Origin of the sequence: Mesorhizobium sp. B2-8-5, assembly GCF_006440675.2 — a bacterium.
GTDB lineage: Bacteria > Pseudomonadota > Alphaproteobacteria > Rhizobiales > Rhizobiaceae > Mesorhizobium.
On sequence record NZ_CP083951.1, the window covers coordinates 1,402,409 to 1,414,507 of the forward strand.

The following is a 12,099-nucleotide window of genomic DNA, read 5'->3' on the forward strand; positions in this document are numbered from 1 at the left end:
TCAACCACGTGACGATGTCCGAATGCCACAAGTGGCGCGGCATATCAAATATTCGCCATCCGGCGAAGCGCCATTGCGCGACTCAAGGCCGACTGGAATGGTGGGGCGACTGGAATGGTGATCCAGGCCCAAGCGACCGGAGATTCCACATGCGCCGCCTGCTTTTGCCTGCCTGTCTGGTCCTGCTTGCGACCGCCCCGGCCGCCTTTGCCGAGGATTGCGACCGCAACGACGACAGCCAGTCGATGCTGAACATTTGCGCCGATGCCGACTATCAGGCCGCCGATGCCAAGCTCAACGCCACGTATAAGGGTCTTGTCGGCGACAATGACCAGAAGGCCAACAAATTGCTGCAGACCGCACAACGCGCCTGGATCGCCTTTCGCGACGCCGAATGCGCCTATTCGACCGCCGACAGCGAGGGCGGCTCGATCCAGCCGATGGAGGTTTCGGAGTGCCTGACGGAGCTGACCAACCGGCGCATAAAGCAGCTCACGTCCGACGCCAACTGCAAGCTGAGCGATCCGAGCTGCGCCGGCTCGGATGGGAGCGACGGCAACCAGGACATGCAATAGGGCGCGAGCTTAGCCCGGGCGTCGAATCCGCGTGAAATGGCCCATCTTGCGGCCGGGGCGTGACTCGGCCTTGCCATAAAGATGCAGCATGAGGTCGGGCTCGGCGAGCAGCGCCGGCACCTTCAGCATATCGTCGCCGATCAGGTTTTCCATCACGCAGTCGAAATGCCGGGCGGGCGAGCCAAGCGGCAGGCCGGCGACGGCGCGAATATGCTGCTCGAACTGCGAGATGATGCAGGCGGCCTCCGTCCAGTGACCGGAATTGTGCACGCGCGGCGCCAGCTCGTTGGCCAGAAGCGAGCCGTCGGCAAGCACGAAGAACTCGACGCCGATGACGCCGACATAGTCGAGCGCGGACAGGATTTTCGCGACTGCGTCCTTGGCGGCGGCGGCCGTTTGCGGGCGGATGGCGGCCGGCAAGGTCGAGCTGCGCAATATGCCTTCGCGGTGGACGTTTTCGGCCGGATCGAAGGCGGCGATGGTTCCGTCGAGGCCTCGCGCGGCGATCACCGAAATCTCGCGCTCGAAAGCCACGAGCGATTCCAGGATCAGCGGCACATTGCCCATCGCCTCGCAGACCCCGGCAAAGCCGGCCGTTTCCATGTTGCGGAAGACGCGCTGGCCCTTGCCGTCATAGCCCATGCGGCGGGTCTTGAGCACGCCGCTGCCGTTGAATGTCTTGAGGGCCTCGGTCAGTTGGTCGTCATTGTCGACCGGGCGGAATGCCGCCGTCGGAATGCCGATGCCGTTGAGGAAGCTCTTCTCGGTGACGCGATCCTGCGCGACTTCGAGCGCGCGTGCCGGCGGATGGACCGGGACCTTTGCCGCCAGCGTTTCGGCGGCGGCGACCGGGACGTTCTCGAATTCATAGGTGACGACGGCGCTGGTGGCGGCCAGTTCGGCGAGCGCTGCCGGATCGTCATAGGCGGCGACGATCTGCCGGTTGGCGACCTGCGCGGCCGGGCAGTCAGGCTGGGGTTCCAACACGACGATATGGTAGCCGAGGCGCGCCGCGGCCATCGCCAGCATGCGGCCGAGCTGGCCGCCGCCGATGATGCCGATGGCCGATCCAGGAGCCAGGCTCACGGCGCGTCCGTCGGCTCGGCGGCGACCTTGGCGGTCTGCGCCGAGCGCCAGGCGTCGAGCCGGGCGGCGAGCTTGTCGTCGCTGAGCGCCAGCACGGCGGCCGCGAGAAGTGCCGCATTGGCGGCGCCCGCCTTGCCAATCGCCAGTGTGCCGACCGGGATGCCGGCCGGCATCTGCACGATGGAAAGCAGCGAGTCCTGGCCCGAAAGCGCCTTGGACTCGACCGGAACGCCGAAGACCGGCAGCGGCGTCATCGCCGCCGTCATGCCCGGCAGATGCGCCGCTCCGCCGGCGCCGGCGATGATCACCTTGTAGCCGGCGGCCTTGGCACCCTTGGCGAACTCATAGAGACGGTCCGGGGTGCGGTGCGCCGAGACGATCAGCCGCTTGTGCGGGATGCCCAGCGCCTCCAGCGTCTCCGCGGCCTGGCGCATCGTCGCCCAGTCGGACTGGCTGCCCATGATGATGGCGACGTCGGCACGCTGATCGGTCAAGGTGTGGCTCCGCGGCGGCAAAGGCGCGCCTTAGCGGAATTCGCCGACAGCCGCAAGGATGTGGTGAATACGCTCTCTCGCTGCCCGCACGTTCCGCGGCCTCCTGGGCGCGCGCCCAGCATTCGTCCCTAAGCGATGATGTCGGGAATGATGCGGTCTTCCAGCGCCGACAGCCGGTCTTTCAACATCAGCTTCTTCTTCTTCATGCGCTGGATCTGAAGCGGGTCGCAGCCCGTGGCGATCATCGCGTTGATGGCGGCGTCGAAATCGGCGTGTTCTTGTTTGAGCCGGGAATATTCGAGGCGTATTTCAGCCTGTTCCTGTTCGGACATTATCTACCGTCTGCGTGTGCATCGCCCAATCGGGCTGTTTGGGCGGGGCCGTGACTTGCGGGTTTGTGACCGGCGCGCAGCCCTTATCACATTTCACTTTGTCGTGGAATGCTACCACGTGGCATTCGACATCGAGATCGGTTGGTGGCAAACTGTCATGGTGCCGTCACAGTCGCAACCTGCGGTGGAGGCGCCCGCGACGGCTGCAATCGAGGAAACCATGAAAGGGAGAACCAATCATGTCTCTTGCATCCCATCTTGATGAGTTGCAGCGGAAACACGGTGACATCGAGCGCGAGCTCACCGATGCGATGAACCATCCTTCGGTGGACGACCTCGAAATCGTGAATCTCAAGCGACGCAAGCTGGCAATCAAGGACGAGATTGAAAAGCTGAAGGGGGGCCCGACGACACACTGAACATGCCCTAGGCAACATCACCGCACTCGTTGCGGTGCCAACCTACCGGTGGCAAGATATGCCGCCGGCTTGTTGGTTTTTACTCAATCACCAGACCATTTTAGTGTAGATCTTGCAGCCCGAGGATTTTTACATGAGCCCTGCGGCCGTTGATCGCGGTCACCGATTTGCAGGCCTTGCCTGCCGCTTGCCATTGACAAGCCATCTTTGCTCCGCCACCTCATGCCCGGAACTCCCAGATGAAGGCGGCCGGCATGACCGGATATTTTTCTTCTCCCTTCCCGCGGCGCCAGTCGGTCGGCGTATCGGTCGGCGGCGTGATGGTCGGCGGCGGCGCGCCGGTCGTCGTGCAGTCGATGACCAATACCGACACCGCCGATATCGACCAGACCGTCGCCCAGGTCGCGGCGCTGCACCGTGCCGGCTCGGAAATCGTGCGCATCACGGTCGACCGCGACGAGAGCGCGGCGGCGGTTCCGCGCATCCATGAGCGGCTGCTGAGGCTCGGCATCGACGTGCCGCTGGTCGGCGACTTCCATTATATCGGCCACAAGCTGCTCGCCGATCATCCGGCCTGCGCCGAGGCGCTGGCCAAATACCGCATCAATCCCGGCAATGTCGGCTTCAAGGACAAGAGGGACCGCCAGTTCGCCGCGATCGTCGAGATGGCGATCAAACACGACAAGCCGGTGCGCATCGGCGTCAACTGGGGCTCGCTCGACCAGGAGCTTTTGACCCGGCTGATGGACGACAACCAGGCGAAGGGCTCGCCGCTCACCGCGCAGGAAGTCACGCGCGAGGCGATCGTGCAGTCGGCGATCCTGTCGGCCGAGATGGCGGAAGAGATCGGACTTGGCCGTGACAAGATCATCCTGTCGGCCAAGGTCAGCGGCGTGCAGGATTTGATCGCCGTCTACACCGAACTCGCCACCCGCTCCGACCATGCGCTGCATCTGGGCCTCACCGAAGCCGGCATGGGCACCAAGGGCATCGTCGCCTCTTCTGCCGCCATGGGCATCCTCCTGCAGCAGGGCATCGGCGACACGATCCGCATCTCGCTGACGCCGGAGCCGAATGGCGACCGCACCCGCGAGGTGCAGGTCTCGCAGGAATTGCTGCAGACCATGGGCTTCCGGCAGTTCGTGCCGATCGTCGCGGCCTGCCCCGGTTGCGGGCGCACGACGTCAACCGTGTTCCAGGAACTTGCCCAGAGCATCCAGGCCGATATCCGCAAGAACATGCCGGTGTGGCGCGAAAAATATCCCGGCGTCGAGAATCTCAAAGTCGCGGTGATGGGCTGCATCGTCAACGGTCCGGGCGAATCCAAGCATGCCGATATCGGCATCTCGCTGCCCGGCACCGGCGAGACGCCGACGGCGCCCGTCTTCATCGACGGCAAGAAGGCGGCGACGCTGCGCGGTCCGTCCATCGCGCAGGATTTCGAGAAGATGGTCGGCGACTATATCGAGCAGCGCTACGGACACGGCAAAGCAGCGGCCGAGTAGGCCGATGCCGCTTTTGCCGCGCGCGACGCTGATCCTGATCTGCGCGCTGATCCTTTCCGGTCAGGCATTCGCCGACCCACCGCAGTCGCGGTCCGCCGCCAAACGGCTGATCAACCGTGTCTGCGATCTGATCGAAGCCCAGGCCCAGCAGAACGGCCTGCCCAAGGATTTCTTCGCCCGGCTGATCTGGAAGGAAAGCCGCTTCGATCCGAATGCGGTGAGCCCGGTCGGCGCCGAAGGCATAGCGCAATTCATGCCGGGCACCGCCAAGATGCGCGGTCTCGCCGATCCCTTCGACATCGGGCAGGCCATCCCGGCCTCGGCGAAATATCTCGCCGAGATGAAGGTCAGCTACGGCAATCTCGGGCTCGCGGCGGCGGCTTACAATGCCGGCGAGAACCGTGTGTCACGCTGGCTGAGTTCGGGCGGCTTCCTGCCGATGGAGACGGAAAGCTATGTCTTCGACGTCATGGGCGAGCCCGTCGACAAGTTCTCGGACAAATCCTATACCGGCACCGTCCAGCCGCTCGACCCGAAGATGAGCTTCGCGGTTGCCTGCCGCAGGCTGCCGGTGATCATGTCGCGGACCGTCGCCATGGCCTCGATCAACGTGAAGCCGTGGGGCGTGCAGGTGGCGGGCAATTTCCGCCGCTCGGCGGCGATTGGCCAGTGGCTGAGGGTCAGGGGCCGGTTCCCCGCTTTGCTCGCCAGCCATGACCCGGTGGTGAGCCGGGTGCGCACGCCGATCGGCCGGCGCGGCATCTATGCGGTCAGGATCGGCGCCGACTCGCGCGGCGAGGCCAACGGTATCTGCAACAAGCTGCAAAGCGTCGGCGGCGCCTGCGTGGTGTTGCGTAACCGGTGACTGGTACCACGAAGTTGGACGTGCTGGCGGGACAGCGCCCCCCTCTGTCCTGCCGGACATCTCCCCCAAAAGGGGACTGTTGCGCAGTTAGCGAGAACCGGTCGGCGGGTCGGATTTTAGCGTTAGGGTTGGCGTTGCCTGGGATTTGGCGTTTGGTTTGGCGTTTGAGGGCGGTGATCCGGCCTTTGTGCCGGATTGCAGGCGCACCTATCCCGTGATGGCCGCCCATCGGCGCATGTTGAAGGCGATCGCGGCAAGCGTCACCTGAGCTGCAGCCTTGGCCAGTCCGACATAGCGGATTGTGGTCAGCTTCATGCGGTTCTTGAGCGTGGCGAAGGTCGTCTCCACTGCCGCCCGCCGTCGTGCGATCAGGCGATTGTAGCGCTTGAGCCGTTCGGGCAGCGAATGGTGCTTGTTGGGACGATGGGCAATGCGCGGCTTCCTGCCCTCGGCCTTGAGCCGGGCCCGGCGGGCGTGGGTGTCATAAGCGGCATCCGCCCACACCGTCTTCTCATCGCCGCGCACCAGGCGATCGGCCACGACCGTGTCGTTGACGTTGGCCGGTGTGGTGATCACCGTGCGGATCAAACCAGAGCCCGCGTCGACCCCAACATGGGCCTTGTAGCCAAAGGTGATGCCGCCTTTGCCCTTGCGCGCGGTGATACGGGCGTCCGCATCCTGCGACGGCCGCTCGCGCGTCGGTGGCGTCGAGACCGCATCGATCAGCGTCGCATCCAGCATCGTGCCACGCTTCAAGATCACGCCGGCCTTCTCCAACTGCCGGTCTAGCTCGCCAAACAGCTTCTCCATCGGTCCTTCGCCAACAAGCAAGTTGCGAAAGCGCGACAGCACCGTGTGATCGGGAATGCTCTCCTCAAGGCCGAGCCCGACAAAACGTCGGAATGACAGCCGATCTCCCAGCGCCTCTTCCAGCTCGCGATCCGACAGCCCATAGAGCGATTGCAGCAACTGCGCCTTGAAGAGCAACAACGGCGGCCAGGCTGCGCGTCCAGGCCCACCATCACGCAACGGGTTGAGCAGCTTCTCGAAGCGATACCACTTCACCAGATCGGATAGCCGGTCCAGCGGTGAAGAACCGCCAGCAAGCTTGCCGCCCAGAAATGCCTCCGCAAGGCTCAATTGACCCGTCTGCTTCACCGCCATTGCGATTCCCTCCGAGCTTCCCGTCTCAGAGAATCACAACCAGCCAATTACGCAACAGGCCCAAAAGGGGGGAGATTAGCCGTCATCGCTGCTTTGCCAATCGCCGACGGTTCAGGACTGAGCGGGGCGATCAAGCTGCCGATCTCCCCCTCGCGGGGAGATGCCCGGCAGGGCAGAGAGGGGCGCGAAGGAACTCGGCGGTAGCCGATGGCTGCCTGTACCCACGTGCCGCTCAAGCCGTCTTCGCCGCCACGGTCTCGCTGAGCCAGGTGCCGATCTTGGCGCCGAGGCGGTCGGGCGAGACAGGCTTGGGCAGATAGTCGTCCATGCCGGCCTCGATGCATTTTTCGCGGTCGCCCTTGAGCGCATGCGCGGTGACGCCGATGATCGGCGTGCGATCGCTGTTCTGCTGTTCGATCGCACGGATGGCGCGGGTCGCCTCATAGCCGTTCATCTCCGGCATGGAGACGTCCATCAGCACCAAGCGCGGGCGCAGCGAGCGGTACATCTCGACCGCGGTGCGGCCATTGCCGGCGATGCGGTAGCTGAGACCGAAACCGTTGAGGATCTGGCCGAAGACCAGCTGGTTCACGTCATTGTCCTCGGCGATCAGGATGTCGATCGGGCCGCTCGGCGCTGCCGTCGATTCCGGCGCGGCCGGGACCGGAACGGCCGGGCCGCGGATGACGGTGAAGGCCGGCGGAGCCGCCTGCGCCGCGGCCGGCTCGCGCACGAAATGCGCCTTGGCGCCTTGCGTGCGCGCCTTCTGGATAGCGGAGATCACGGTGCCCAGCAGCACCGCCGAACGAGCCGGCTTGGTGAGATGCGCGACGATGCCGAAATCGATCACCATCCTGCCGAAATCGACCTGGTCGACCGAGGTCAGCAGCACGACCGGGATGGAGGAGAGGCGGGTGTCGGCGGCGATGGCTCTGGCGACATCGGCGCCGTTCATGCCGGGCATCTGGTAATCGAGGATAATGCAGTCGACCGAGGCGCCGAGCTGGCAGGCACGGTCGAGGAAAGCGAGGCCGACGGCGCCGCTTTCGGCGGCCGCGCAGTCGAAGCTCCAGCTTCTGAGCTGTTCCAGCAGGATCTCGCGGTTGACCGGATTGTCGTCGATGACCAGCACCCTTGCGCCGGTGACGTCGACGGGTACCAAATCGTCGCGCGACTGCTGGTCGTGCGCCGGCAGCGGCACGGCGAACCAGAACACGGAACCGCGGCCGATCTCGCTTTCGACGCCGATCTTGCCGCCCATCAGGTCGACAAGCCGCGCGCCGATCGCCAGGCCAAGGCCGGTGCCTTCATGGCGGCGGGTCGAGGAGCCGTCGACCTGGGCGAATTTCTCGAACACGCTTTGCAGTTTTTCGGCCGGAATGCCGATGCCGGTGTCCTCGACGCGGACCTTGAGCTGGACCACGCCGTCGACGACATCGCCGCCGACATCGACCAGGACATGGCCCTTCTCGGTGAACTTCACGGCGTTGCCAAGCAGGTTGGTGACGATCTGGCGGAAGCGCCCGGCATCGCCGACGACGAAGGCCGGCAGGCGCGGGTCGACGCGCACGATGAGCTCGAGGTTCTTTTCGGCGACGCGCGCCGACACCAGCGTCGCCACATCCTCGACCGCTTCCGCCAGGCGGAAGGGGGCGGGGTCGAGCGTCAGCTGGCCGGCATTGATCTTCGAGAAATCGAGGATGTCGTTGATGATGGTCAGCAGCGCGTTGCCGGATTTGACGATGACGTCGGTGAAGGTCTTCTGGCGCGGCGTCAGCTCCGTCTTGGCAAGCAACTCGGCCATGCCGAGCACGCCGTTCATCGGCGTGCGGATCTCATGGCTCATATTGGCGAGGAATTCGGACTTGGCGCGATCGGCGGCCTCGGCCTTGAACAAAGATGCGGCGGTCTCGGCGAAAGCGCGGCGGATCGCATTCTCCATCGGCCGGAAGATCAGAGCCGCGGCGACGGCAAGGACGGCGAACAAAAGGCCGCTCGCCCATAACAGCAGCCGGTCGCTGGAAGCGTCGGCCAGATGCCGCTCGTCGTCGAGCGCGGTGCGCACGCGCACCAGCATCGGCTGGGCGAAGAGATCGTTCTGGTTGCGGATCTCGCGGTAGCTCCATTCGTCGACCTTCTGGGCCACCGACATCAGGTTGAAGTTGCGCACCATGTCGCGCGCCGACCAGAACAGGTCTCCGTTCACCGCTGCGGATTCGAGCGCGTCGGCGGTGCCCTTCGACAAGCGTGGCCGGATCGTCGCCAACTGGCCGTTCAGCGTCTCGATCTCGCCCATCAGGCGTTCGGAATGGCCGCGCGCGGCGGCGGTCAACGCGTCGCGTGTCTCGCTGCGCCAGGCGGTGCCGGTCGTCTCGGCGAAATTGGTGGCGTTGCGCAGGTCGCGGGCGAAGATGACGAAATTGCCGCTGAGGGCATCGACCTCGTGACGGTACGAATTCACACGGTTGAGCGCGAACATGACGGCGGCCGAGGCCAGCGCGAAGATCAGCAGTCCCGAAATGTAGCGGATCCGGATCGACCGGAGGAAGGAAGAATATTCCGGCATGCGCAACCCCAACACATACGCACAATTTTAATGGTCGGGATTACGCTTGATTTACATTAAGATTTCGTTGGTGGGGCAAGATCGCCTGCGTTGACGGATCAAGTCGGGCGGGTCGCTCTGCAAGCGGCCCGCCTTGCTCAAATCAGACCCTATCCTTGGCGCGGTAGGTGTCGGGAAGAACGAAGACTTCGTCGGCGCGGCCGTAGCCGCCGTCGCGGACTTCCTCGATCAGCACCACGGTATAAGGGCGCACGCCTTCGCCGAAATAGTCGACGAACATCTGCGTGGTCTTGTGAATGAGCTCTTCCTTCTGCGCCTTTGTCAGGGCGGCTTCGGGCGTCTTGAAGTTGGCAAAGGGCATTTTTAGGGTCCTTTCGGGTTGGTTGGTCTAAAGCGATGGGTGGAGAAGATCGGCAAGACCGATGCGCTCAAGAAGCTGCGCCCGGACGCGGTCGGCGACCCCGTTGACGATGGTCGCCCCGTCATCCGAAGGATCGACATGGACGCGGAACGGCCGGCGGCCATGCGGCATCGCGACGAGATCGACGATGGCCTCAGCGACTTTCGAGGGATCGGCATCGACCGGCTCCAGCCGGGCAAGGCCCTTCAACGCCTGGTCGTCGACGCCAGCATAAGGTCCCGACCAATAGGCGTCCGCGCGCCCGGTGTCGGCCGGCTTGCCGGAATGGGCGAAATGCTCCGTGCCTTTGGTGAACGCGCCCGGCACGACGATGGTCGTCTCGATGCCGAAACGGGCAAGCTCCAGCGCGTAGCTCTGCGCCAGCGCGTCCATGCCCGCCTTGGCGGCGAAGTAGGGCGCCAGGAATGGCGGCGTGCCGCCGCGCGTGCTGCTCGACCCGACCCAGATCATCAGAGCCCGGCCGAGCCCGCGCATGTGTGGAAGCACAGCCCGGTTGACGCGGTGGGTGCCCAGCACATTGACGTCATAGAGCGCCGCCAACTGCTCCGGCGTGAAGGCTTCAGTCGGTCCGAACACCATATGGCCGGCATTGTGGATGACGACGTCGATGCGGCCGGCTTCCGCCAGGATGGTTTCGACCGCCGCCTCGATCGAGGCCTCCGACAGCACGTCGAGCGCGATGGCGCGGATCGCCAGTTTCTCCTCGCGCGCCAGCCTTTCGACTTCGGCCACGGCTGTGCCGCCGCGCGCCTGCGGATCGCGCATCGAGGCATAAACCCGGTGACCCGCCCTGGCGAGCGCCTCGGCCGTCATGGCGCCGAAGCCGCTCGATGCGCCGGTGATGAGTATCGTCTGCTGCATGATCGTGTATCTCCCTGGCGCAATTGCGGACGCAAACGGCTGCGCGCTTATGCCGGAATTGCTTCAGATCGCGCCGCCATTGGCGCGGACAACCTGACCGTTGACCCATTGGCTGTCGGGACCGGCGAGGAAGGCGACGAGGCCGGCGATGTCGTCGGGCTGGCCGAGGCGGCCGAGCGGGATGAGTTTCGTTATCGCTTCGATCTGCGCGGCGCTCTTGCCGTCGGTGAAGAGTTCCGTGTCGACCGGACCGGGCGCGACTGCGTTGACCGTGATGTGGCGCGGGCCGAGTTCCTTGGCCAGTATATGCGACATGGCTTCGACGCCGGCCTTGGTCGCGGCATAGACGCCGTAAGCGGGCTGGTAGAAGCCGACGACGCTGGACGAAAAGTTGATGATGCGTCCGCCATCCTTCAGGCGCCTTGCAGCTTCGCGCATGCCGCGGAACGGGCCGCCGAGATTGATGGCGACCTGGCGTTCGAACGCCGCGTCGTCGGTGTCCGCGACCGGCGAGAGCCTCATCATGCCGGCGTTGTTGACGAGGATGTCGATCCCACCGAAGGCCTTTTCCGCCGCATCGAACAAAGCGACCATGCCGGCCGGGTCGCCGATATCGGCCTGGACGGCCAGGGCAGTGCCGCCGGCGGCCTCGATGGCGGAAACCACCTCATCGGCGGCATCCTTGCCGCGCGCATAATTGACGATGACGGCGATGCCGTCCCGGGCGAGTCGTTTGGCGATTGCCGCGCCGATGCCTCTCGAGGCGCCGGTCACGATCGCTGTTCTTGTTTTCTGCATGATCGATCTCCGTTCGTTGTTGTGGGGCGCATATAGACTGCCGCGCCAACCGGATAATCAGCCCTCCATTGACAGCAGTATTCGGATTGGGCGAACAATCGAGGCATGGATCGACTCGACGGGATGCGGCTCTTCGTTCGCGTGGTGGAGCGGCGCAGTTTCACAGCCGCGGCGGCCGATCTCGGCCTGCCGCGCTCGACCGCAACCGAAGCGGTGAAGCAGTTGGAAGATCACCTGGGCGTGAGGCTGCTCGACCGGACCACCCGCCACGTCGCCACGACACTCGATGGCCAGGCCTATTACGAGCGCTGCCTGTCGATCCTGGGCGAGGTGGAGGACGCCGAGGCCGGCTTCCGCAGCGCCGAACCGCGCGGCCTGCTGCGCATCGATGCGCATCCGCTGCTCACGCAGAGGTTCCTGCTGCCACAATTGCCCGCGTTCCTCGACCGCTATCCCGAAATCGATCTGCAAATCGGCCAGGGCGACCGGCTGGTCGACCTGGTGCGCGAAGGCGTCGATTGCGTCATTCGCGCCGGCGAGCTGCAGGACAGCGGCATGATCATGCGGCGGCTGGCGATGATCGGCGAAATCACCTGCGCCAGCCCGAGCTATCTGAAGCGGCACGGCGTGCCGGCAGCACCGGAAGCGCTGGAGGGCCATCAGGCCGTCGGTTTCGTCTCCTCACGCACAGGCGAGGTGCTGCCGCTGGAATTCACGATCGGCGCAAACGTGCGTCAGGTCACGCTGCCGGGCCGGGTTCGGGTCAACAATTCCGACACCGCGGCCGATCTGGCGCGGCTGGGTTTCGGGCTTCTGCAGGCGCCACGCTATCGGCTGGAAAAAGATATCGCGGACGGCACGCTGGTCGAGGTTCTGGGGGATTTTCCGCCGACGCCGACGCCGCTGTCGGCGCTCTACCCGCAGAACCGGCAGCTCGCGCCGCGGCTGCGCGTCTTCCTGGAATGGGCATCGCGCATTTTCGCCGAGGCAAGGCTGTGAGGATCATCGGCCGG

The 12,099-nt window shown here is 64.9% G+C and carries 13 protein-coding genes; 5 read left to right on the plus strand and 8 right to left on the minus strand.

The annotated features are described in order from the left end of the window. Window positions 1–149: 149 nt before the first annotated feature. Window positions 150–575: a lysozyme inhibitor LprI family protein gene (locus FJ430_RS06765; RefSeq protein ID WP_140704631.1), complete on the plus strand. Its 426-nt coding sequence runs from the start codon at window positions 150–152 to the stop codon at window positions 573–575. 9 nt (window positions 576–584) lie between these two features. On the opposite strand, the gene FJ430_RS06770 is transcribed toward FJ430_RS06765, so the two are convergent. The 3 genes from FJ430_RS06770 to FJ430_RS06780 all read right to left on the minus strand — a co-directional run bounded on the left by FJ430_RS06770 (window position 585) and on the right by FJ430_RS06780 (window position 2,487). Then, complete coding sequence (locus tag FJ430_RS06770) at window positions 585–1,661, minus strand: 5-(carboxyamino)imidazole ribonucleotide synthase (RefSeq protein WP_140704633.1); 1,077 nt, start codon at window positions 1,659–1,661, stop codon at window positions 585–587. Next, window positions 1,658–2,155, minus strand: coding sequence for a 5-(carboxyamino)imidazole ribonucleotide mutase (gene purE, locus FJ430_RS06775; protein WP_140704635.1), 498 nt, complete (start codon window positions 2,153–2,155; stop codon window positions 1,658–1,660). The genes FJ430_RS06770 and purE overlap by 4 nt, the downstream gene beginning before the upstream one ends. A 128-nt stretch (window positions 2,156–2,283) precedes the next feature. Next, window positions 2,284–2,487 carry a YdcH family protein gene (locus tag FJ430_RS06780; RefSeq protein ID WP_040985243.1) on the minus strand — a complete coding sequence of 68 codons (204 nt, stop codon included), beginning with the start codon at window positions 2,485–2,487 and terminating at the stop codon, window positions 2,284–2,286. A 239-nt stretch (window positions 2,488–2,726) separates the two neighbouring features. Between FJ430_RS06780 and FJ430_RS06785 the strand changes: the two genes are divergently transcribed. The 3 genes from FJ430_RS06785 to FJ430_RS06795 all read left to right on the plus strand — a co-directional run bounded on the left by FJ430_RS06785 (window position 2,727) and on the right by FJ430_RS06795 (window position 5,276). Next, complete coding sequence (locus FJ430_RS06785; protein ID WP_140645799.1) at window positions 2,727–2,906, plus strand: YdcH family protein; 180 nt, start codon at window positions 2,727–2,729, stop codon at window positions 2,904–2,906. A 254-nt stretch (window positions 2,907–3,160) separates the two neighbouring features. After that, on the plus strand, window positions 3,161–4,411 hold the full coding sequence (gene ispG / locus FJ430_RS06790; RefSeq protein WP_140645798.1) for a flavodoxin-dependent (E)-4-hydroxy-3-methylbut-2-enyl-diphosphate synthase: 1,251 nt from the start codon (window positions 3,161–3,163) through the stop codon (window positions 4,409–4,411). Between the two features lie 4 nt (window positions 4,412–4,415). Next, window positions 4,416–5,276, plus strand: a complete 861-nt coding sequence (locus tag FJ430_RS06795; RefSeq protein ID WP_140704637.1) for a lytic transglycosylase domain-containing protein — start codon at window positions 4,416–4,418, stop codon at window positions 5,274–5,276. A gap of 207 nt (window positions 5,277–5,483) precedes the next feature. On the opposite strand, the gene FJ430_RS06800 is transcribed toward FJ430_RS06795, so the two are convergent. From FJ430_RS06800 to FJ430_RS06820, 5 genes are all read right to left on the minus strand, one after another. Further along, window positions 5,484–6,440, minus strand: coding sequence for an IS5 family transposase (locus FJ430_RS06800; RefSeq protein ID WP_140704639.1), 957 nt, complete (start codon window positions 6,438–6,440; stop codon window positions 5,484–5,486). A gap of 232 nt (window positions 6,441–6,672) precedes the next feature. Continuing rightward, a complete protein-coding gene (locus FJ430_RS06805; protein ID WP_140704641.1) occupies window positions 6,673–9,006 on the minus strand; it encodes a response regulator in 2,334 nt (777 codons plus the stop codon). Window positions 9,007–9,148: 142 nt separating this feature from the next. Then, on the minus strand, window positions 9,149–9,367 hold the full coding sequence (locus FJ430_RS06810) for a tautomerase family protein (RefSeq protein WP_140704643.1): 219 nt from the start codon (window positions 9,365–9,367) through the stop codon (window positions 9,149–9,151). A gap of 27 nt (window positions 9,368–9,394) precedes the next feature. Further along, complete coding sequence (locus FJ430_RS06815) at window positions 9,395–10,291, minus strand: SDR family oxidoreductase (RefSeq protein ID WP_140704645.1); 897 nt, start codon at window positions 10,289–10,291, stop codon at window positions 9,395–9,397. 60 nt (window positions 10,292–10,351) lie between these two features. Then, window positions 10,352–11,086: an SDR family oxidoreductase gene (locus tag FJ430_RS06820; RefSeq protein ID WP_181175306.1), complete on the minus strand. Its 735-nt coding sequence runs from the start codon at window positions 11,084–11,086 to the stop codon at window positions 10,352–10,354. A 105-nt stretch (window positions 11,087–11,191) separates the two neighbouring features. Between FJ430_RS06820 and FJ430_RS06825 the strand changes: the two genes are divergently transcribed. Further along, window positions 11,192–12,085: a LysR family transcriptional regulator gene (locus FJ430_RS06825; RefSeq protein WP_140704649.1), complete on the plus strand. Its 894-nt coding sequence runs from the start codon at window positions 11,192–11,194 to the stop codon at window positions 12,083–12,085. Window positions 12,086–12,099 lie beyond the last annotated feature (14 nt).

Bases quoted from the DNA above. Each gene is read 5' to 3' on its own strand.
- FJ430_RS06800 (WP_140704639.1), bottom strand. From the start codon at position 6,440: ATGGCGGTGAAGCAGACGGGTCAATTGAGCCTTGCGGAGGCATTTCTG.
- FJ430_RS06825 (WP_140704649.1), top strand. From the start codon at position 11,192: ATGGATCGACTCGACGGGATGCGGCTCTTCGTTCGCGTGGTGGAGCGG.
- ispG (WP_140645798.1), top strand. From the start codon at position 3,161: ATGACCGGATATTTTTCTTCTCCCTTCCCGCGGCGCCAGTCGGTCGGC.
- FJ430_RS06805 (WP_140704641.1), bottom strand. From the start codon at position 9,006: ATGCCGGAATATTCTTCCTTCCTCCGGTCGATCCGGATCCGCTACATT.
- FJ430_RS06795 (WP_140704637.1), top strand. From the start codon at position 4,416: ATGCCGCTTTTGCCGCGCGCGACGCTGATCCTGATCTGCGCGCTGATC.
- FJ430_RS06785 (WP_140645799.1), top strand. From the start codon at position 2,727: ATGTCTCTTGCATCCCATCTTGATGAGTTGCAGCGGAAACACGGTGAC.
- FJ430_RS06765 (WP_140704631.1), top strand. From the start codon at position 150: ATGCGCCGCCTGCTTTTGCCTGCCTGTCTGGTCCTGCTTGCGACCGCC.
- FJ430_RS06780 (WP_040985243.1), bottom strand. From the start codon at position 2,487: ATGTCCGAACAGGAACAGGCTGAAATACGCCTCGAATATTCCCGGCTC.
- FJ430_RS06810 (WP_140704643.1), bottom strand. From the start codon at position 9,367: ATGCCCTTTGCCAACTTCAAGACGCCCGAAGCCGCCCTGACAAAGGCG.
- FJ430_RS06820 (WP_181175306.1), bottom strand. From the start codon at position 11,086: ATGCAGAAAACAAGAACAGCGATCGTGACCGGCGCCTCGAGAGGCATC.